At 38.5% G+C, this 21,780-nt stretch carries 19 protein-coding genes; 7 read left to right on the top strand and 12 right to left on the bottom strand.

Annotated elements, in window-relative coordinates:
- Nucleotides 1-73: 73 nt before the first annotated feature.
- The 4 genes from J678_RS07540 to J678_RS07525 all read right to left on the bottom strand — a co-directional run bounded on the left by J678_RS07540 (nucleotide 74) and on the right by J678_RS07525 (nucleotide 3,292).
- On the bottom strand, nucleotides 74-778 hold the full coding sequence (locus J678_RS07540) for an isochorismatase (RefSeq protein WP_017394318.1): 705 nt from the start codon (nucleotides 776-778) through the stop codon (nucleotides 74-76).
- A gap of 61 nt (nucleotides 779-839) precedes the next feature.
- Nucleotides 840-2,138 (bottom strand): glutamate-1-semialdehyde 2,1-aminomutase, encoded by a 1,299-nt coding sequence (gene hemL / locus J678_RS07535; protein ID WP_031955683.1) that lies wholly within the window; start codon nucleotides 2,136-2,138, stop codon nucleotides 840-842.
- 42 nt (nucleotides 2,139-2,180) lie between these two features.
- Nucleotides 2,181-2,792: a thiamine phosphate synthase gene (gene thiE / locus J678_RS07530; protein WP_017394319.1), complete on the bottom strand. Its 612-nt coding sequence runs from the start codon at nucleotides 2,790-2,792 to the stop codon at nucleotides 2,181-2,183.
- Nucleotides 2,793-2,908: 116 nt separating this feature from the next.
- The gene (locus J678_RS07525) at nucleotides 2,909-3,292 is read right to left on the bottom strand and encodes a DUF962 domain-containing protein (RefSeq protein ID WP_017398143.1); all 384 of its coding nucleotides are present in this window, start codon (nucleotides 3,290-3,292) and stop codon (nucleotides 2,909-2,911) included.
- 165 nt (nucleotides 3,293-3,457) lie between these two features.
- Between J678_RS07525 and J678_RS07520 the strand changes: the two genes are divergently transcribed.
- Entirely contained in the window at nucleotides 3,458-4,921 is a 1,464-nt protein-coding gene (locus J678_RS07520) for a CYTH and CHAD domain-containing protein (RefSeq protein ID WP_017394320.1), read from the top strand.
- Nucleotides 4,922-4,956: 35 nt separating this feature from the next.
- Here the strand turns inward: J678_RS07520 and J678_RS07515 are convergent, their stop codons facing one another.
- Nucleotides 4,957-5,589 (bottom strand): hypothetical protein, encoded by a 633-nt coding sequence (locus J678_RS07515; RefSeq protein WP_017394321.1) that lies wholly within the window; start codon nucleotides 5,587-5,589, stop codon nucleotides 4,957-4,959.
- A gap of 103 nt (nucleotides 5,590-5,692) precedes the next feature.
- On the opposite strand from J678_RS07515, the gene J678_RS07510 reads away from it, so the two are divergent.
- On the top strand, nucleotides 5,693-6,082 hold the full coding sequence (locus tag J678_RS07510) for a DUF3144 domain-containing protein (RefSeq protein WP_002052603.1): 390 nt from the start codon (nucleotides 5,693-5,695) through the stop codon (nucleotides 6,080-6,082).
- Between the two features lie 59 nt (nucleotides 6,083-6,141).
- Here the strand turns inward: J678_RS07510 and J678_RS07505 are convergent, their stop codons facing one another.
- The 4 genes from J678_RS07505 to J678_RS07490 form a co-directional block, all read right to left on the bottom strand.
- Nucleotides 6,142-8,904, bottom strand: coding sequence for a M16 family metallopeptidase (locus tag J678_RS07505; protein WP_017394322.1), 2,763 nt, complete (start codon nucleotides 8,902-8,904; stop codon nucleotides 6,142-6,144).
- Between the two features lie 122 nt (nucleotides 8,905-9,026).
- Complete coding sequence (locus J678_RS07500; protein WP_017394323.1) at nucleotides 9,027-9,842, bottom strand: PhzF family phenazine biosynthesis protein; 816 nt, start codon at nucleotides 9,840-9,842, stop codon at nucleotides 9,027-9,029.
- Nucleotides 9,843-9,989: 147 nt separating this feature from the next.
- Nucleotides 9,990-11,384, bottom strand: a complete 1,395-nt coding sequence (locus J678_RS07495; protein WP_001025080.1) for an L-cystine transporter — start codon at nucleotides 11,382-11,384, stop codon at nucleotides 9,990-9,992.
- 197 nt (nucleotides 11,385-11,581) lie between these two features.
- Nucleotides 11,582-12,463 (bottom strand): LysR family transcriptional regulator, encoded by an 882-nt coding sequence (locus tag J678_RS07490; RefSeq protein ID WP_017394324.1) that lies wholly within the window; start codon nucleotides 12,461-12,463, stop codon nucleotides 11,582-11,584.
- A gap of 96 nt (nucleotides 12,464-12,559) precedes the next feature.
- On the opposite strand from J678_RS07490, the gene J678_RS07485 reads away from it, so the two are divergent.
- The 4 genes from J678_RS07485 (at nucleotide 12,560) to J678_RS22900 (ending at nucleotide 14,988) form a co-directional block, all read left to right on the top strand.
- Nucleotides 12,560-13,738, top strand: coding sequence for a YbfB/YjiJ family MFS transporter (locus J678_RS07485; protein WP_032027225.1), 1,179 nt, complete (start codon nucleotides 12,560-12,562; stop codon nucleotides 13,736-13,738).
- Nucleotides 13,735-13,860 (top strand): hypothetical protein, encoded by a 126-nt coding sequence (locus tag J678_RS22905; protein ID WP_017394326.1) that lies wholly within the window; start codon nucleotides 13,735-13,737, stop codon nucleotides 13,858-13,860. The genes J678_RS07485 and J678_RS22905 overlap by 4 nt, the downstream gene beginning before the upstream one ends.
- A 225-nt stretch (nucleotides 13,861-14,085) precedes the next feature.
- Nucleotides 14,086-14,496: a hypothetical protein gene (locus J678_RS07480; RefSeq protein ID WP_017394327.1), complete on the top strand. Its 411-nt coding sequence runs from the start codon at nucleotides 14,086-14,088 to the stop codon at nucleotides 14,494-14,496.
- A complete protein-coding gene (locus J678_RS22900) occupies nucleotides 14,497-14,988 on the top strand; it encodes a hypothetical protein (protein ID WP_081403966.1) in 492 nt (163 codons plus the stop codon).
- 81 nt (nucleotides 14,989-15,069) lie between these two features.
- Here the strand turns inward: J678_RS22900 and icd are convergent, their stop codons facing one another.
- On the bottom strand, nucleotides 15,070-16,326 hold the full coding sequence (gene icd / locus J678_RS07475) for an NADP-dependent isocitrate dehydrogenase (RefSeq protein WP_017394328.1): 1,257 nt from the start codon (nucleotides 16,324-16,326) through the stop codon (nucleotides 15,070-15,072).
- A gap of 200 nt (nucleotides 16,327-16,526) precedes the next feature.
- Between icd and J678_RS07470 the strand changes: the two genes are divergently transcribed.
- Nucleotides 16,527-17,315 (top strand): rRNA large subunit pseudouridine synthase E, encoded by a 789-nt coding sequence (locus J678_RS07470; protein WP_004707608.1) that lies wholly within the window; start codon nucleotides 16,527-16,529, stop codon nucleotides 17,313-17,315.
- Between the two features lie 118 nt (nucleotides 17,316-17,433).
- Here J678_RS07470 and J678_RS07465 read toward each other — a convergent pair whose 3' ends face one another.
- Nucleotides 17,434-19,671, bottom strand: coding sequence for an NADP-dependent isocitrate dehydrogenase (locus J678_RS07465; protein ID WP_017394330.1), 2,238 nt, complete (start codon nucleotides 19,669-19,671; stop codon nucleotides 17,434-17,436).
- Nucleotides 19,672-20,071: 400 nt separating this feature from the next.
- On the bottom strand, nucleotides 20,072-21,775 hold the full coding sequence (locus J678_RS07460; RefSeq protein WP_017394331.1) for a M61 family metallopeptidase: 1,704 nt from the start codon (nucleotides 21,773-21,775) through the stop codon (nucleotides 20,072-20,074).
- Nucleotides 21,776-21,780 lie beyond the last annotated feature (5 nt).

The following is a 21,780-nucleotide window of genomic DNA, read 5'->3' as shown; positions in this document are numbered from 1 at the left end:
AATTACAATGCCGTTCGGGTAAATTAACGACAGAATTTTCAAATATTATGAATCACATTACGGCTAAAGCCGGTTAGCGCTTCAATAACTGCATAATATGTTGCAATGTAGGAGTTTGCATCAGCTCATCAATAGTTAGGCTCGCACCATTAGCACGCCATAATTCCACCAAATAATTGACTCCCGAAGCATCTAAACCATAGTTTCTTAAATCTATTTCGGGATGAATTTCCATTGGATGCCGCCCTACCTGTTCAGCAACTGCCAATAAAATTCCTTTATCAGACAACACCTGTGATGACGGTGCACTTAAAGACCATAAGCGCATTAAAGTTTGCGTGTTTATATGTTGAATATGGTCAAAACTGATTTTTTCAATCCATTGTATATGCTGCTCTAAACTACTCGCCAAGATTGCATCATTTACAACAGCGACATAATCGGTAATGGATAAAACAAGCTGCATGACTTGCTTAAATAGCGGTGATAAATTCCCCGCCATAATTACCTGTGCCTGAGTGTTTGATGACAAGTGCTGCCCAAGCTGTAACATGGTCTGTTGAAGTTGAGATGACTGAATCATCATGACCGGAATTTCGAGTGCTTGCGCTCTTTTGCTTAGCATTTCTAAATGATCGGCTAATGGCTGATGCGCCCAAACAGATATATTTTCAAGATCATCTAGCCTGACTAGGAGCAATATGCTTTGCCTAGATTCAATAGGCCAATTTGAAGTACTTGCGGCTAACTGAATTTTTCGAGGTAAGGGATAAAACATTGTTCTCTACAAATATAAAATAGCTCAAATTAAAAAGCCCGTTTTAAACGGGCCTTTTTGCTTACTTCATTTCGGCGAAGGTTTCTTTTGCGGCTTTAATGGTAAACTCGATATCTTCATCAGAATGAGCAGATGAAATAAAGCCTGCTTCAAATGCAGACGGCGCCAAGTTTACGCCACGTTTTAACATACCATGGAAGAACTTTTTGAAAGCTTCAATATCACATGCCAACATAGAGTCAAAGCTTGTGATGTCTTCTTGATCGGTAAAGTAAAGGCCAAACATTGCGCCCGCTTGCTGAGTTTTAAATGGAATACCAGCTTCATCTGCTGCTGCTTGTAAGCCTGCAAGTAACTTTTCAAGTTGAGCCGATAACTTGCTGTAAAAGTCAGGCTGACGTAAATGTTTAAACATTTCAATACCTGCGCGCATAGCAAGTGGATTACCAGATAAAGTCCCCGCTTGGTATACACCCCCTAAAGGTGCGATGCACTCCATGATTTCACGCTTACCGCCAAATGCACCAACTGGTAAGCCAGCACCAATAATTTTACCTAAAGTCGTTAAGTCAGGTTTAACGTTATAAACTGACTGAGCACCGCCCAATGCAACGCGGAAACCTGTCATCACTTCATCAATAATAAATACAGATTTGTATTCATCACACACATCACGAATCGCTTGTAAGAAACCATCAATTGGTTTCACCATATTCATGTTACCTGCGACAGGCTCAATAATGACGCCGGCAATTTCATGACCAAATTTTGCAAAGCATTCTTTTAATGCTGCAATATCGTTATATGGCAGTGTTAAAGTGTGTTTAGCAAAGTCAGCTGGTACACCTTTTGATGTTGGCTCGCCCTCACCTTTAGTTAATAAACCAGAACCTGCTTTTACTAACAATGAGTCAGAGTGTCCGTGGTAACAACCTTCAAACTTCACGATTTTGTCACGGCCAGTATACCCACGTGCTAAACGAATAGCAGTCATAGTTGCTTCTGTACCAGAGTTGGTCATACGTACCAATTCAATAGATGGCATGATTTCACAAATAATATCTGCCAACGTTGTTTCGTGTACGGTTGGCGCACCAAAACTTAAACCATCTTCTGCTGCTGTTTGCACAGCCTTAATAATATCTGGATGAGCATGGCCCAAAATCATTGGTCCCCAAGAGCCCACATAATCTACATAGCGCTTGCCATCTACATCCCACAAATACGCACCTTTGGCTTTCTCAATGAAAACTGGTGTTCCTCCAACGCCATTAAAGGCCCGTACTGGAGAGTTCACACCACCAGGAATATGTTTACTGGCTTGTTTAAATAACTGTTCTTGCTTTGGAGATAAACTCATGGAAATGCTCGTCTTAAATATCTAAAAAATAATTTTGAAAGCTTAAGAAAATAATTGTGCCCACGCTTGTACACGGGCAGGAATTTCAGCAGTTGATCGACCTAATATATCACTAATGACTGCACAGAGGTCAGCTCCGGCCTCAATCACAGGTTTTGAGTTTTCAACAGTCAAACCCCCAATTGCACAAATAGGTAAATCGTATTGAGCTGCTGCTTGCTTAATGACTTCAATACCTACATTGCCAGCTTCCGGTTTGGTGGCAGTTGCATAAACCGCACCAAAGGCAACATAAGTTGCGCCATCGGCAATTGCTTTTTGGGCAAGTTCTAATGAGTTTAGGCAAGTACGACCAATAATGACACCTTCTGGTAACTGCGATTTTGCATCGGTAATTTCACCATCGCTTTGCCCTAAATGCACACCTAAATTAAACTGAGCAGCCAGTTTTAGGTCATCATTAATGACAAAAGGAACCTGATATTTTTCACATAACTGTTTAATCTGTTCAACTTCAGCAGGCTGTTCGGCTTTGTCTATTTTTTTACGGCGGTACTGTAAAATTGCGATTTGACGGGTTGCGAGTGCGGCGTCTAATTTTTCTAATAATAATTGGATTGGGTCATCATTGGTAATGAGATATAAACCGCGCATACTCTACTCTCGCTTTTTAAAAACTTCGCTAGTATAACGGATTTATAAGTCATCATAAGTACCGATTGATATAGGCTTACCAGTACCAATCGGTATATTAAGAATTGAAATAAAAATTAACTCGGAATTTTATCGTGCTTACGATCAATCAAACTTAATCGGCCAGTCGCAACATCAGAGAGCATTCGCCAATCAGAAATAAAGCTATAAAGCGGTTGTTTAAAACTGGCAGGCTTATTTTTTTCAAACACAAAATGTCCAACCCATGCATTTGCGTAACCCGCTACCAAACCATAGAGCACATATTTGGCTTGTTTCTTACGAATCGCTTTTGAAAAAAAGTATAGACCAATGCTACTACCCACCACATGCAAACGTCTGCTCATGATGTTACGGTGTTCAGTTAAATAAAAACGATAAAATTCCTGATAGTTTTTAATCGGTAACTCAAACTCTGGCTGAGTTTCATGGCTAAAGTTTACTGGTGCATTCACGATCATCTTCCTGATTTTTATTTGATCAAAACATCACCTGATTGTACACCTAAATAAAAGTGTAGCGTCATATGTTTGATTGTAACTTTCTCTATCAAAAACATTATTTTTAGCGCTAAGCTATTATACTTATTCAAGATAGTTTAAATACCTGATTCAGGGAGATCCATTATGGTTGAAGTTGAGCTTAAGTTTCAGTTACCTGAATCGAAGAAAAAAACTGTTCAGCAGTATTTAAAAAAGCATAAAGCGCAGCATATTCATTTACAGGCTAAGTATTACGATACCCCAGATCGCCTACTTGCAAAAAATGGTATGGCCTTACGCTTACGTAAAGAAAATGACCTGTGGGTACAAACATTTAAGGCTGCCGGCCAAAGTCATTTACATCGGGTTGAAGAAGAAGTTTTTTTAGGAAAATGCGAACAAGAACCTGAACTAAACCTTGAGTTATATAAAGACAATAAAGCCGTCACAGATTTGATTACTCAAGCTTTAGGCTCTGAAGTCGAAAAGCTAAGCTTACAGTTTGAGACTGATGTACAACGTACTTATCATGTTTTTGAAGCAGATGACACAGCAATTGAAGTCTGTCTTGATGACGGCGTCGTAAAAACAGCAACAGCACAAAGCAAAATTTGCGAAGTTGAGTTCGAACTTAAACAAGGTGCAGTTAAAACACTTATTCAATTTGCTCAGCAATGGATTAATCGTTATGAACTTTGGCTCGATGTTAGAAGTAAAGCCGAGCGAGGTAATTTACTTGCGTTGGGGCAAGCTGCTTCACCGGCTGTTCACGCAAAAAATCTGAACTTAGATAAAGACGTTTCAGCAGAACAGGCGCTCAAAAAAATTGTAGAAAACTGTTTGGGACAGTTCTTGCCGAATATGGCTGCAATTGCTGATGGTGTTGCCGACGCTGAACACATTCATCAAGCACGCGTGAGCTTACGCCGTTTACGCAGCGCACTTCATCATTTTGCAACATGGTCAGACGAGTTAAACCCTGGGTGGGAAGAACAAATTGCCGAGCTTTTCCGCAAGCTTGGAGACACGCGAGACGAAGATGCCATTCGTACTGAAATTTTACCGATGATTGTGCAGCATGGTTCACCTGAACTTTTGCTACCTATTTCTGAGCAGCCATTAAAAGACCTAACCACACTGTTTAAATCTGCAGAAACCGTTAAGCTCGTGCTCGCATTACTGGCATTTGTTTATTCAGAAGAAGATAACCAAAACGCTAAAGGAAAATTGAAAAAACAGATAGAAAAAAGCTTAGACAAGTTACATCACCAAGTCATAAGTCATGCCGATCATTTCATAGAACTTGAAGTCACTGAACAGCACAAAATACGTAAAAAAGCGAAGCAATTACGTTACTGTATCGAATTTATATCAAGCTTATATCCACGTAAAAATGTTCAGCAGTTTTTAAAAAAATTACAACCTGTGCAAAATACTTTAGGACTTTATAACGACTTGTTTATTGCCGAAGATCTATTTAATAAAGCAACTGAACATGACCCACATTTTTGGTTTGCATTAGGATGGATTAAGGCCAAACAGCCTTATTTACAAAATCAGTCTGCCGAAGCTTTGCAAAAATTTAAACAGGCAAAAATATTTTGGTAAGAATTTTAAAGTCGCGGCAAATATGTCGCGACTTTTTAGCGGTATTTACCAAATACTTTCCATACACCATTATCTGCTAATGGGTCGCTATAGCTATCACTACGCTGTTTTCTTGGCTTATCACGAGCGTCAACAAGTTTAAAGTGAGGCTCAACACCCAACACAATCCCATTGGTATAAAAACGTGAACGCGTATATTCACTTTGACCATGCTGGAATACATAAGTTCTTAAATCGATAAATTCACGGTGTGCAACTAAGGCTGCTGTGTCGTCACTCTGCAACCATTCTTGCATGGTAAATATCTGATCTGTTTCAAACTGCCCACATTTTTCAATAAGACTCGCCACACCACGGAAAGTTTTCGATTCTTTAGCACGTGTTTTATTAATACGAATTCGGTCCACATGAAAAAAGAATAAAGGTAAATTTAGATGGCTTGGTAAATGAATGGCATCTGGTAACTCATCTTCCATAAAAGGTTGAAAAAGCTCTTGTGCCCTTTCTATTAAATCTTTCCATTGTTGATAATAGGCTAAGACTTCTTCTTGCAAACCATAATAAATTGGCAGCCCTTCGACATGCTCCAAATATTGGGGCGGAAAAACATGCTGACGTAATAAAGCAATATCTGTTTTTAGACTTTGAACGGCAATTGCATCTTGCATATTATAACTCCCAATACTTAGGCTATTTACAGACTAAGGCAAAGGTTTTGTTTCCGCAAGGCTTTGCCTATAATAAGCAGCTCTATTTTTGCGGGAATAAGTCATGTCTCAAAAGATTAATGCAACAGATATTACTGAAGAAGAAGCGTTAAATGCTGTTTTCTTTGAGCGTGCGGATGAATTCATTAAACAAGCGAATGATTTTTGTCGCCCGCCTAAAGGCCAAAAACCTGATCCAGCTGAGCTTCGCGGTCAAGTGAGTGCTGCGATGTTATTTGCAACTGCCCGTTTTAATACATGGGTCGCTGCCAATAATTTTAAAGATGGCAATGAAATGCGTGATGCAAAAGAACAAGTGATGTCTTATCTGCTTCAACAATTTCAAATGATGCTTGAAGATAACTTTGATGAGTACTGTGAACAGTTCGAAAACTATTTACGTTTCCGTAAGAATGAAGATTTTCATACTCACAAGCATGACCATGATCATTAATAAATTTTAAATACCCAAATAAAAAGCCACTTCATGTGGCTTTTTATTTGGCAAGTCATTTATTGCTTTTGCGGTTGACCATATTGGTCAGCCATCACTTCAACGAGATTGGAAAGTTTAATATATTTTTTAATGACTGCATTTACATCAGCAACAGTTAGCTTTGTTAAATCTTGATCATGCTTAACACGATCCAGTAATGTTTTACCTGACTCAAGCTCAATATTTAACATACCGTGAATATTACGCTCATCCTCTAATGCAGTAACACGTTTTTTCATGAGATCTGCTTTAGCTGCTGCAAGCTCTTGCTCGGTAATACCATTGGTTAATAAGTCATTTAATACCTTATGAACTGAAGCAGAAACTTGTGCCGAACGCCCAGCCGTATAGTTTGCACTAATACTTAATGCACCCACATTGGTGTCCTGATCAAGTTGCAGTCCTGTTCCAAAACCATAAACTAATGCATTTTTTTCACGAAGCTCTTGAGCCAAACGTGAAGAAATTTGAGATTCACCCAAAATGTAATTCATTAAAATTAATGCAGAAGCGTCAGGATGGTTTTTCCCAACTGGTAAGGCCAGTACACTTTGATAACTACCAAACTCTCGCTGCTCAGATAAGACATGTACTTGCTGAGCAGGGAAATCAACGTGCTGAATCAAGATTTTTTCATACGGTTGTTTGCTATTCCAGCTTCCGAACTCTTGATTCAATAGCTTTTTCATTTTTTGGGCATCAAATGCACCTGTAATCGCAATTTGCGCATGATTCATGGCAAAGAAATGCTGATAAAGCTCTTTGACTTGTTCTTGAGTCACATTCTTTAATTGTTTTTTAGCCAGCTCCGGTTCAAAGTGATAACGCAAATCACCCGGCTGGTATTCTTCTACCAAGCGAGATAATGTTAGACCTGCTACCACATCCGGTTCTGTATAAGGGCGATCAAGACTAGATAAGCTTTGAGATTTAATTAAATCAAATTGAGATTGTTCAAATTTAGGATTTTTCATGACCTCTAGAACAAACTTGAAAAACTCATCGAACTTTTCAGTTTTAGATTGAATATTAATGGTCATGCCATTGCCATCGGCACTCGCATAAGCTGCGCCACCTGCATCAATCGATTTATCGGCAATATCTTGCAAGCTATATTTATCAGAACCGCGAAGCAATAAATATGAAGTTAAATCAACAACCGTACCTTTATCGAATAAAGATTTCTCTGTACCAAAATCCATAGTAATGGTGGCATAGGTACGATCATCACGGGTTTCTACAGGGAATAAAGCATACTTCATTCCATTTTTAAGCTTTCCGCGAAGGATTTTTTTCTCATTACTTTCGGCATATTGCTTAGACGTTTTTAAAAACTCGGCAACTTCTTGTTGATAAACTTTCGGATCTTTTAAAGGCTCTACTTTAACATCTGTTTGATCTAATGTTTTAGGCTTATCTTTTGCGTCGAGTTGTAATGCTTTCTTTTGGTCTTCTGGTGTTGGCAAAATATCGCCATCAATACGATGACCTGCAACAAGGAACTGTTTTAAAGTTTGATTTACCTCATTGAGCTTCACTTTATCAATTGAATCTAAATCTTTGAAATATTGGTCCCATTGCCCATCCGCTACAGTGTAATCACTTAAACGGGAACCCAAAGCAACGGCATCTTTATTGACTAACTCACCTTGCGTTTTCATTAAGCTTTTTACACGATTTAGCTCAGTCTCTGTAAAAGGTTTACCCTTTTCAATTCCAGAGAGCAAAGCGCTTTCAACTTTTTTAGGGTCATTTTTTGGTGAATAAATAGCACCTAAAAATACGACGTTAAAATCTTGATCTAGCCATGTTGATGCCTGAACGTCTGTACTAACACCTGTTTCAACCATATTTTGGTACAAATGACCACTTGGCTGCATGGTATACAACATAGGTGCGAAAGCCAGTTCCGGTTGAATTTTTGTGTTTTTACCATCCATATAGATATGGAATTTGGCCAAATCACTACCCTTTTTCACCACAAACTCACGGTTTTTGAGTTTTGTAGAATCTAACACAGGCACTTGAACAGGCTTAGGCACAGCTCTTGCAGGAATTGGGCTAAAATATTGGTCTATCGTTTTTAAAACATCAGTTTTATCAAACTTGCCTGAAATCACCATGACCGCATTATTAGGCGCATACCAACTGCGATAGAACTGGTTCAACTCAGGCATTTTAATTGACTTAAGCTCAGGTAAATCACCAATCGGTAATCGACCTAGATATTGATTACCATAAGCCGACTTCCACATTTGATCCATCAAGACAGCAAAAGGCTGATCCATACGGACTTCACGTTCACGCTTTACGATTTCAATTTCAGAAGGCACAAATTTTTCTTGTAGAACTAATTTGTCCATGCGCTCAGATTCAAGGTACAGCACTTGATCGAGTGCTGTTTTTTCTGGACGGACAATATTGGTGTATTTGGTTGAATAGTAATCCGTGCTCGCATTCGTCATTAACGTATATTGATCTAAACGGCGTTGGAATTCTTCACCTTTTACATTTTGCGTGCCTTTAAATGCTAAATGTTCGAGTAAATGTGCTAAACCACTTTTACCCTGTGGATCATTTAAAGAACCCGTTAAATAAATGGTATTAATAAAGATTTTATTTTCTTTGTCATTCGGCGCAAGCACTACCCGAAAACCATTATCTAATTTATATTCCTCAACATTTTGCTTACTTTTTACTAATGTTGTTTGTGCAAAAGAGGCAGCACTTAAACCAAAAATACATAGGGAGAGAGTCAGTTGTTTAAACTGCATAAACATATAAATACCAATTAATTTGAATAATAAAAAATCAATAGTTGTGTGACTATAGTAGGAAATTTGAGCTGACTTTCATAGTAAAGATTTGAAAAAAAAGCCGTTTATTTAAACGGCCTTATATTTTAAGGAAAAATTTCGGCTTGCATATAAAGTTTGCCATATCCCGAAATTTCAATACGTTCCTGATTTAAGACATTACAATACAAAACGCCTCCACGGCTAGAAGCCTGATAGGCCACAATATTATTTTTAGCGAGTTTCTCTGTCCATAGTGGCGCTATTGCGGTATGAATTGAACCAGTAACCGGGTCTTCATCAATGCCTGCGACAGGTGCAAAATAACGAGAAACACAGTCATATTGATCGTCAGCTTTTGAGGTGATTGCAACATCCATTGCTGTAGTTGTAATTGCAGTCCGCTTACCTAAGGCTTTAAGTAAGTTCATGTCGGGTTGCTCATCTAACACATCTTGCACTGACTCATATTCAACAATGTAGGCTTGAACATTTTGATAAACCGCTTTAAACGGTTTTGTTAATGCTTGACGTAAAATAGCCGGATAATCTTCAACTTGCTGAGCTTTACGAATTGGGAAATCCATTCTGATTTTGCCGTCTTCATCTTGATGAACTACAAACAAACCTAAGTTTCGTACATGAAAATTAAGAGTCTTTTTCTCAGTAAAATCTTTAAATAATATGAAAGCACTCGCAAGAGTCGCATGCCCGCAAAAATCCACCTCAACCGTTGGAGTAAACCAACGTATTTCATAATTTTCAGAGTCTATAATTTTTACAAAAGCAGTCTCGGATAAGTTATTTTCAAGTGCTATCTTTTGCATTAAATCTGCATCTGGCCATTCTTTTTCAACAATCACAGCAGCCGGATTTCCACGAAATAACTCTTTGGTAAAAGCATCGACTTGATACATTTTCATGTTAGTGCTCTCTTTCTTAATAGGCTCATTTTCGAAAATTATTTAAAAGAAAAACAGATACAGTTTTTTAAAAATTAACATCACAGTCGCAAGTTACACATATAAAAAACGGCTCATCCAGAGTGAAGAGCCGTTTAATATTAACTCTTAATGATGTTGAGTTAATTCAATTTCATCTTCGCTATTCATTATAGCTTTGTCGGTCTGCCCCATAAATTGGCTTGTAACTACACCAGCAGTCATCGAACCATTTACGTTTAACGCAGTACGTCCCATATCAATGAGTGGTTCAATTGAAATAAGAAGAGCAACCAATGTTACAGGTAAGCCCATAGCAGGAAGTACGATCAATGCTGCGAAAGTTGCACCACCACCAACACCGGCTACGCCAATTGAACTTAAAGTCACAATACCCACTAACGAAGCAATCCACATTGGGTCTAGGGTGTTAATACCCATAGTTGGCGCAACCATGACTGCGAGCATGGCTGGATATAAACCCGCACAACCATTTTGTCCAATAGTGGCACCAAAAGAAGCAGAGAAACTTGCAATAGACTCAGGCACGCCCAAACGACGAGTTTGCGCTTCAATGCTCAGTGGAATACTTGCAGCACTTGAACGACTCGTAAATGCGAATGTTAGAACCGGAGCAACTTTCTTGAAGAACTTAAGTGGAGAAACACCAGTCAGAGTCAAAATAATGGCATGCACGACGAACATAATCGCCAAACCTAAATAAGACGCCACCAAGAAACCACCTAGGTTCAAGATATCTGCGACATTTGAACTTGCCACAACTTTCGTCATTAGGGCAAAAACACCATATGGTGTAAGCGTCATCACTAAACGAACAAGCTTCATTACCCAAGACTGTAATGTCTGAATAGCCGTCAGAATACGTTGACCTTTTTCTGCGTCATCTTTCATAAGGTTGAGTGCTGCTATTCCTAAAAAGACAGCAAAGATAACCACGCTAATAATTGAAGTCGGATTTGCACCCGTTAACTCAGCAAAAGGGTTACTCGGAATAAAAGAAAGAATAAATTGCGGTACACTTAAGTCTGTTACTTTACCCACATAGTCAGTCTGAATTGCAGTAAGTCGAGCTGTTTCAGCCGCCCCTTGTACCAAACCTTTGGCAGTTAAACCAAACAAGTTCGTCACAAATACCCCCACCAGCGCAGCGATGAGTGTGGTAAATAACAAAGTCCCGATGGTGTAGAAGCTGATTTTTCCTAAAGAAGAAGCTTGGTGTAGCTTCGCTACCGCACCTAAAATCGAAACAAAGACCAAAGGCATCACGACCATTTGTAAAAGTTTTACATAGCCGTTACCAACAATATTAAACCAACTAATAGATTCAGCAAGAATCGGATGGCCACCGCCATAAATCAAATGTAGTCCTAAACCAAACACTACACCTAAAATTAAGCCAGCTAGAACTTTTTTAGATAAGCTCCAGTCCGTTTTACGTGTTTGGGCGAGTAAAAATATTAACCCGACAAAAACCACAATATTGATGATTAAGGGTATATTCATTCCCAAACTCCAAATTATTGCTTGTGTCATCTTTTAAGGGGGCATATTTGACCATAGCCGGCCTATATAAACTACCCTTTTCAACAATTTTCTAGCATGCAGATCATTACCGATCTGAATGAGAATATAAAATGACTTTTAAATACATATATATCACTTTTAAAACATAAGTTACGTTAGATATTTATGTATAAAAATTAAGCGCATTTCTGTATAAATTGTTGCTCAATAAAACAAATAAACTGCTTTAGATTACTGCCCCATGTTTCAGGAGGCTGAGCGACCAAATAAGTAGTGAAATGTGCAGATTCAGTGTTAATTTCAAAACAACTTAATGAGACTTTATCGGCTACTTTATTCAGATATGACTTTGGCAATAAAGCAAAACCGACACCTAATTCCACACAGCTTACAATGCCATCCAGACTGCCCATTTCCATAATTTGCGAAGGTGGCACACTGTGATCATTTAAAAACAACTCAATTGCATGCCGATAGGAACATCCTTGTCGAAATGCAATAAAACGAGTCTTTGCGAGGGTGGCAATGTCGGGAAAATCAATTTGTTGTTTTGGGCAAACCAAAACCAGTTGTTCTTGCCACACCGGAAAACTATATAGCTCTGGAATCACATATTTAGAAGCGACAAAAGCACAATCGACTTCTCCTTGTTGCACAGCATTTAACAAATATCCTGTCGGGTGAGTTTGAAGTTCAAGCGGCAGATTCGGATGTTGCTGCATACATTCATTAAGCAATTGAGGAAGTCGTATTGCTGCTGTCGTTTCCATACTGCCCAAACGAATAGTTTCATTCGGGTCAATATCACCTTCTCGGAAGATTGTCTTCGCTTTATTATGCAGTACGATCATTTGCACAGCATAACCATGTAGCTGGTGTCCTGCATTGGTTAATGTAACGGGGTTATGACGATTTAATAAAATCACACCTAACTCTTCTTCAAGCTTTTTCACGTGGCTCGTGATATTGGATTGAACCGTACACATTTTTTGTGCAGCCAATGAAAAACTTCCACTCTCTGCAACCGCTAAAAAAAACTCTAAAGACTTAAGCAACATGCCACTATCTCAAAACAAGATAATTAATATCATATTAAATCATTTCTAATGATAAATAAACTCGCTTTTAATAATAAAAAAATTGAGAGATTTCTCATGTTTACATTCTATCGAATGAGCCTGCTTGTCTTTTTAGCGACTTGCCTAGGAATTGGTATTTTTAGATTTTCCTATACCGCACTCATGCCTATTATGATTGTGCAATATGGATGGACTCATGATTTTGCAAGCTACTTAGGCAGCGCAAATTTATTGGGCTATCTGGTTGGCGCATTATTGGCACTGTTTAGCATTAAAGAAAAATCTATCCCCGCTTTGATTATAACTTCGGCGGTTTTAGGCAGCTTAAGCCTAATCTGCTGTTCTTTTATACACATGCCTTTGGCTTGGTTTGTTCTCTGGCGCACCATTTCAGGTGTCGCAGGTGGCCTACTCATGATTTTAGCACCTAGCTTTGCTATGAAAAATATTGCAATTAGCCAAAGACTTAAAGTTAATTTTTTAGGGTTTAGCGGTATTGGTGTGGGGGTGCTGTCTGCTACTCTCATTATTCCTGCACTCAAAAACATGTCTGTTCAATATGTATGGAGCATTTTTGCAGTACTCTCTATTATTGGCAGTTTCGTTCTTTTCCGTTTATTAAAATATCAGTCTACTCAGGCCGTACAAGTCACAACACAAGCTCCTCAAAACTTCACACACTCACGTTTGGGGATTGTCATTATTATTGCTTATATGTGCAGTGCTTTTGCTTATATTCCCCACTCTTTGTTCTGGATGGACTACTTATCGGGAACCCTACACTTTCCCTTGCAACAACGAAATTTATTTTGGGTTCTTTATGGGTCAGGAAGCTGTATTGGCGCCTTTGTGGCTTATTTTTTAAGCCGCTTTACTGGTTATTTAAAAGCCATAAAATGGCTATACGGTGTCTACTGCTTGGCAGTTGCTTTACCATTCTTTTCCCATGCTACTGCTTTACTCGCCTTATCGTCCTTTCTTACAGGTCTACTTACACCAGCCACTGTATTTATTAGCTCTTATAGTCTGCTACAGATTTATGAGCAGCGTTATCAAAAAATCTGGAGCCTTGCCACCATTGGGTTTGCCAGCACTCAGCTATTAGGTGGCGTTGTTATTAGTACTTTACACCACTTGCATTGGTCTTATGCCCATTTGTTTTTAATGGGAGGCATTGTTTTGTTATTTGCATTGAGCCTTTTAATTCGTACACATTCTTCCATACCAAATTCTCTCGGAGAAACCAAACTATGAAAACTTTGTACTTTCCTCTCTTTTTAATTGTCTTTGTACTTATTATTCAGGCTTTAGACCAAAGCTATCAAAAGAAAATTGGTAGCTCTAAGCCCCAGAAACATCCGGAATTTATGCAATAAAAAAAGCCCCTATACATAAGGGGCTTTTCATTGAGTAATCGTAGTTTGTCAAAATTAAAATTAATGAGTAGATCAGTAGAGCTAACTGCATAACACCTATGTCCATACGCCTACTCAGTAAGCTCAACTGACAAAAAATGTCATATTATGTCAATGTAGAGTGTTATTTTCTGATCTATATTCGATAAAAATTTATAATTTTTAATACTTAAAATAGAGTAAGACATGAGCAATAACAATTATATTGATGAGCTTTTAAAGCTCTTGGCGATGTTTGCTTTTATCTGTGTTTCATTACTGGCATTTAAATGCCGGACCATTTTTGCACTGGATATCACAACATCCTATGAGGTCTCTGTAAAGATCATTATCTATATTGCCACAGCAGCTATTCTTGGCTTTTTAACACGCGATCATATTGAGTTTACAACACAATTTTTAATTGCTGTTCCATTCGCGTACTTTTGGCTAGAACCAATTCTTGATTATAAAGCCCTTCAAACCATCCCAGATGTTCCGTTTTATCTTTCGGGTCATGGTCAAAGTTTAGGTCTACTAATAGTCATTATATTCTCTTTTGCCTTATGGGTATTTAAAGAGACTAGTTCAAACTCGCGTGAGTCGCAAAATGTCTAAATCAGATTTTTTGAGGAGTTTTATAAAGTTAAAAATAGTCAATGTACTATACTTTTTTATAATATATATTTTATTCAAATTAATTTATACCAATTAAAAACTTTAAAAATGTACAATGTATCAAACCCAGCAAATGCGGTTGTTGTCGGCATTATTACAATAATTGCTACAGTTAGCCTTCTTATATGGAAGTTTAATTTTTATATTGGCATAGATATATATACCAGTGGTGAAGTGCTTTTCAAAACGCTGCTATATGCGGCTACGATAGGGCTATTTAGTTACTATTTCCGCTATAGCATTAAAATTAGTAATACAGTGATTTTATCATTACCTCTTTTTTTCTTTTGTATCAGGCCTGTTTTGAACTATAAAATGACGCATAGCATTGGTAATGTACCTCTGTATGCTACTCATCACGGACAAGGTTTAATATTGCTAAGTTTTACAGTATTGGCTTGTTTATTATGGGGATACACTGCCCACTCTTAGCTTTAATTTTTAATAGCATAAAAATGTATAAATACTTATATACATAAAAAAACCCTCGTTCGAGGGCCTTTTTATTTAAGTTTAATCTTCCATATGTTGAATTATGGCATCACCAAATTCAGAGCAACGCAATAAGGTTGCGCCCGGCATTAAACGCTCAAAATCGTAAGTTACCGTTTTAGCTGCAATCGCTCCTGAAATTCCTTTAATGATCAGATCAGCCGCTTCAGTCCATCCCATGTCTCGAAGCATCATTTCAGCAGATAGAATAATTGAACCCGGGTTTACTTTATCTTGCCCAGCATATTTAGGTGCTGTTCCATGTGTTGCTTCATAAACTGCAATAGCGCCGCCAATATTTGCACCGGGTGCAATTCCAATCCCCCCTACTTCTGCTGCTAATGCATCGGAAATATAGTCACCATTTAAATTAAGGGTTGCAATCACAGAGTAGTCAGCAGGACGCATCAAAATTTGCTGTAAGAAAGCATCTGCAATTACATCTTTAATAATAATGTCTTTACCATTTTTAGGGTTCTTAATTTTAACCCAAGGGCCACCATCTATGAGTTCACCGCCGAAACGATCTAGTGCTAACTCGTATCCCCATTCTTTAAATGCACCTTCGGTATATTTCATAATATTGCCCTTGTGAACAAGAGTCACCGATGGTTTGTCATTATCTATGGCAAACTGGATGGCCTTACGAACTAAACGTTGTGATCCTTCTTTGGAAACGGGTTTAATACCAATACCACATCCTTCAGGAAAACGAATTTTTGTGACCCCCATTTCTTCTTGAAGGAATTTAATAACTTTTTTAGCTTCTTCCGAATCGGCTTTCCATTCAATACCTGCATAAATATCTTCCGAATTTTCACGAAAAATAACCATGTCGGTTAATTCAGGATGCTGAACAGGTGAAGGGACGCCTTGGAACCAACGCACAGGACGTACACATACGTACAAATCTAATTCTTGACGTAGCGCCACATTAAGTGAGCGAATACCACCACCAACTGGAGTAGTTAGGGGGCCTTTAATTGAAACGACAAATTCACGCAGGGCTTCAAAAGTTTCTTCTGGCATATAAGTGCCATAAATTTTATTTGCCTTTTCACCACAATATACTTCCATCCACTCAATGGAACGTTTGCCGCCATAGGCTTTTAAAATTGCCCCATCAACAACTTTTTTCATTGTCGGTGTAATATCTACACCAATACCATCACCCTCAATAAAAGGAATAATTGGATGATTCGGTACATTCAGTGACAGGTCTGCTTTTACTGTAATTTTATCACCGTCGGCAGGAACAACGATCTTCTGATAACCCATTGTGTAGATTCTCCCTTTTATAATATTTAACTAACCAAACAAAAATAATTATCGATAAACAATACTTTCAACTTTTATTCACGCATAATAGCTTAATCGAATTTAATCCTTTTTGAGATTTATGTGGGAAATAAGCAAATTTCACACTTAAATATTGCTCAATGTTTTTACCTCTTATTTGAAAGAAGAAGTCATTTTTTATGAAAATCGTCATTCTCAACAAACCTTATGACGTGCTCTCCCAGTTTCGTAAAGACGAAGCGCATATGACGGTGTCTGACTTTATAGATGACCCGACTTTACGCATAGCAGGCCGTCTTGATATGGACTCTGAGGGTTTAGTTTTTTTAACCGATCATGGTGGTTTGAATCAGTTCATTACTAACCCTGCGAATAAAAAATACAAAACGTATTTAGTTCAAGTTGATGGCGATGTAACCGAAGAAGCGCTTGAGCAACTGCGCAAAGGTGTAGAGCTTAATGATGGTATGACTTTACCAGCTAAAGCGATTAAGGTAAGTGAACCTGAATGGTTATGGGACCGAGACCCTCCTGTACGTTACCGTGCCAGTATTCCAACATCTTGGATTGAAATCTCTATTTGTGAAGGTCGTAACCGCCAAGTTCGTCGCATGACCTCTGCGGTAGGTTTCCCGACTTTACGTCTCATTCGTACTAAAATCGGTTCAATTGATTTAGTCCAATTAGGATTACAGCCGGGCGAGACCAAAGAAATCGAACCTCTACTCTACCCAGACTTTAAAGATGTTCCGGCTGAACAACCTTATCGTTCACGCTCGTATGTGAAAAAACCTGGGGGTACAGGTGGCAAACCAATGGTTCGTAAGAATAAAGATGGTTCTGTTAAAAAGTCTGGTACAAAACGTATCTGGCAAATGGATGAAAGTGAAAAGCCACGTCGTAAAACTAACGGTACAACTCGTCCAAATACTAAAGCACCTCGTGGTCGTAGCCGTAATGGTCGATAAAAACATTTAATTTTTAAAAGCTCACATAAGTGGGCTTTTTTAATAGCTATTATTTATAAAAATAAAAAAGCCGGCGCATATGCACCGGCTTTTCAGCTATTTACTAACGAATTAGTTATTAAGCTTGAACAGTTGAAAGCGCCGCATTAAATGTAGCACTTGGACGCATTACAGCGCTTACTTTCGCAGGATCAACTGCATAGTAACCACCGATGTCAGCTGCTTTACCTTGTACTTGAGCAAGCTCAGCAACGATCTTCTGTTCGTTTTCAGCTAATGCTTTTGCAAGTGGAGCAAATTTAGCTTTCAACTCAGCATCTTCGTCTTGAGCCGCAAGTGCTTCTGCCCAGTAAAGTGATAAGTAGAAATGGCTGCCACGGTTGTCAAGCTCGCCTGTACGGCGTGATGGAGACTTGTCATTATCGAGTAATTTACCAGTCGCTTCATCAAGTGTTTTCGCAAGTAACTTCGCACGAGCATTATTTTCTTTAATACCCATTTCTTCTAAAGAAACTGCAAGCGCAAGGAACTCACCAAGCGAATCCCAACGTAAGTGGTTTTCTTCAACAAGTTGTTGTACGTGTTTAGGTGCTGAACCACCTGCACCAGTCTCGTACATACCACCACCCGCCATAAGCGGAACGATAGACAACATTTTCGCAGAAGTACCAAGTTCCATAATTGGGAACAAGTCAGTTAAGTAGTCACGTAAAATGTTACCAGTTACAGAAATTGTATCGAGACCACGAACTACACGCTCAAGTGTGTAACGCATTGCACGTACTTGAGACATGATCTGGATATCAAGACCAGTCGTATCGTGATCTTTTAAGTACTTCTGTACTTTCTTGATCAATTCATTTTCGTGTGGACGATATGGGTCAAGCCAGAAGATCGCAGGCATGCCTGAGTTACGTGCACGAGTCACTGCAAGTTTTACCCAGTCACGAATCGGAGCGTCTTTCACCTGACACATACGCCAGATATCACCTTCTTCAACATTTTGAGTCAATAACACTTCACCAGTGTCAAGATCGGTAATGTTTGCGATACCTGCTTCAGGAATTTCAAAAGTCTTATCGTGAGAACCGTATTCTTCAGCTTTTTGAGCCATCAAACCAACGTTTGGCACTGTACCCATAGTCTTCGGATCGAAGTTACCATGCCATTTACAGAAATTGATCATTTCTTGGTAAATACGGGCAAATGTTGATTCTGGCATTACTGCTTTAGCATCGTATTGCTTACCATCAGCACCCCACATTTTACCACCAGCACGGATCATTGCAGGCATAGAAGCATCTACAATAATGTCGTTAGGCGAATGGAAGTTAGTGATACTTTTTGCTGAGTCAACCATCGCAAGTGCAGGACGGTGTTCTTGGCAAGCATGTAAGTCTTCGATGATTTCTTCACGTAATGATGTTGGAAGAGTTTCGATTTTCTCGTATAACCCAGCCATACCGTTATTTACGTTAATACCTAATTCATCAAACAACTTACCGTGTTTTTCGAAAGCTTCTTTATAGTAAATTTTCACACAGTGACCGAAAACAATCGGGTGTGAAACTTTCATCATTGTCGCTTTAACGTGTAAAGAGAATAAAATTCCTGCTTCTTTACAATCATCAAGTTCTTTTTCATAGAAATCACAAAGTGCTTTCTTGCTCATGAACATTGAGTCAATGATTTCGCCTTCTTGAAGCGCAACTTTTGGCTTAAGAACAATGCTCTTACCACTGTTTGTAATAAGTTCCATTTTTACGTTGCGTGGACGGTCAAGTGTCATTGACTTTTCACCGTGGTAGAAGTCACCTTCTTCCATATGTGAAACGTGAGTTTGCGACCATTGTTTCCACTCGCTCATTGAGTGAGGGTGTTTCTTAGCGTAATTTTTAACGGCAGCAGGAGCACGACGGTCAGAGTTACCTTCACGAAGAACAGGGTTTACTGCTGAACCTAGGCATTTGCCATAACGAGCTTTGATTGTTTTTTCTTCTTCAGTCGCTGGGTTTTCCGGATAGTCAGGAATTGCATAACCTTTAGATTGAAGTTCTTTAATACATGCTGTCAATTGCGCAACAGAGGCACTAATATTTGGGAGTTTGATAATGTTAGTATCTGGATCTTGTGTAAGACGACCTAGCTCAGCAAGGTTGTCGGATACCTTTTGCTCTTCACTTAGGTAGTCAGCGAATTCTGCGAGCACACGTGCAGCTACAGAGATGTCACTTTTAACAATCTCGATACCAGCTGGCTTAGTAAAGGTCTCAATGATCGGCAGTAGCGAATAAGTCGCCAATAATGGCGCCTCGTCAGTCAGTGTGTAAATGATGGTTGACTTTTCACCAGCCATATATAGCCCCTTCCGTTGAATTGAGTTTTGAGGACCGAGCTTTTGGCCCAGTGCCTACGAACCGATATGCTTAAATAAAACCCTGAGAGTATCGGCTCTCATTGGCTTTCAGTCAACGAAATATCCAGTGATAACGACATTTCGCAGCGAAATAATACATAATTTAAATCTATCGATAATAATCTTATACCTAACTTATGGTAATAAATGTGCTTTTACCAACTTTTTAGGTATAGAACAGTCTTAAATTACATGAGATATCTTTCAGAGTTCTGACAATTATTATACTTTTCATTCAAAACAAACTCAAAGATAAAGACTCTTTCTATGTTTTGAAGTTAGAAAAAAACAAAAACCGATGCACGAAACATCGGTTTTTTATAAATTAATTAACGGTTATTTAGGCTTTTAACCATTTGTCAGCTTTGCTTTGATCTTCAATAATAAGTTCAACTTCAGTTAAGTTTATGCTGTCACTTGTAACTTCAAACGACAATAACTCATCACGGCGGAAAGCCAAAACTGGATAACTGCCCTTTTGTTTAGCATATTTCTCAATAAGTTTTGTGGTCGCTTTTAATCCATCAATTGCAATAATGACATCATTGGCAGAAATACCAGCTTTTGCACCAGCTCCTTCACGGTGAGCATTTTGTACTAATACGCCCTCCGGCTTATCAGTTAACTTTAAGCCATAAGCCAAGGTCTTATCATTTTTAAGCGTATAGCTTAAACCAAACTCAGGAAATAACTGATCAAGCGGTAATTCTTCAGTGGTATTAATCAAATGATTAATCTGCTCAACCCAACTATCGCCAGTTAACTCTTCACATAAATCAAAAACAGTACGCTCATTGACCTGAATACCATTTTGCGTGTTTTCATACAAACGACGCATTAAGGCATCTAGACTGGAACCACGTAAACGTAAGCCTAAATCTAGACATAAGGCAACTAATGCGCCTTTGTTGTAATAGCTCGTACCAGCATTATTCGTATTTTCATCTGGACGATAAAACTTAATCCATGCATCAAAACTTGATTCAGCTACTGTTTGAACAAAGCGCCCCGGATTTTGTAAATAACGATCAAGCTGTGACTTCAACAAATCTAGATAAGACTTCTGAGAGATCACACCGCTACGTAATAAAATGAGATCATCATAATATGAAGTAAACCCTTCAAAGATCCACAGTAGCGAGGTATAACCTTCTTGATGAAGATTATAGTTTGCAAAGTTTTCTGGACGGATAAACTTCACTAACCAAGAATGAAAATACTCGTGGCTACATAAACCTAAGAAACGTTGATAATCTTTCGAAGGTTCAGTTGGTTCATTCGATTTTGGTAAATCATCACGTGGTGTAATCAAACTTGTGCTGTTGCAATGCTCTAAGCCACCATAACTATTTCCTGTAGCCATCGTCATAAAGGTATAGTTTTTAAATGGAGCTGAACCAAACATTTCAATTTCGGCTGCACAAATTTTTTCAATGTCTGTTTTTAAACGTTCTACATTGGTATTGTGCTGTCCAGAAATTGCAAACTCATGTTCAATTCCATGAGCTTCGAAGCTAAAACGTGTTTGCTCCGCAAGTTCAAATGGGCTATCTATGAGTTGATCATAATGATCAGCTTTTAAGGTAAAACGTCCCTTAACTAAGCTTTTTGAAGCTAAACCAGTTGCTAATTGAAAGTGTTTCAGCTCATCAGGCAAAAAGACTTCTACTTCACAAGCAGATTGCTCTTGACCTTCCAAGCCTAGACACACACAGGCAGGGTTAATATATAGACGCGTTTGATCTACATAAGCACCACGTACCGACAAATCATAAGCATACGCATCGTATTCAACAGTAATTAACTCATGATCGGTATTAAATAACCGCCAGCGATTTTTTTCAGTTTTTTTAATATTGAGCATGCGTCCAGCTTCATCATAGGCCTTTACAGCCTCAATATGCTTAGAAAACTCACGAATTAAATAACTGCCTGGAATCCACGTTGGTAACCATAGTTCCTGATTTGGATTCGCTAAAAAACGAATTGTTACGTGAACAAGGTGTTGTTTGTAATCATCGAACTCTATTTGATAATGCAACATAAATT

Origin of the sequence: Acinetobacter sp. 1424608, assembly GCF_000588255.1 — a bacterium.
In the GTDB taxonomy this organism is placed as follows: domain Bacteria; phylum Pseudomonadota; class Gammaproteobacteria; order Pseudomonadales; family Moraxellaceae; genus Acinetobacter; species Acinetobacter nosocomialis.
Note: the sequence above shows the minus strand (reverse complement) of the source record. Positions and strands in the feature narration are given on the sequence as shown.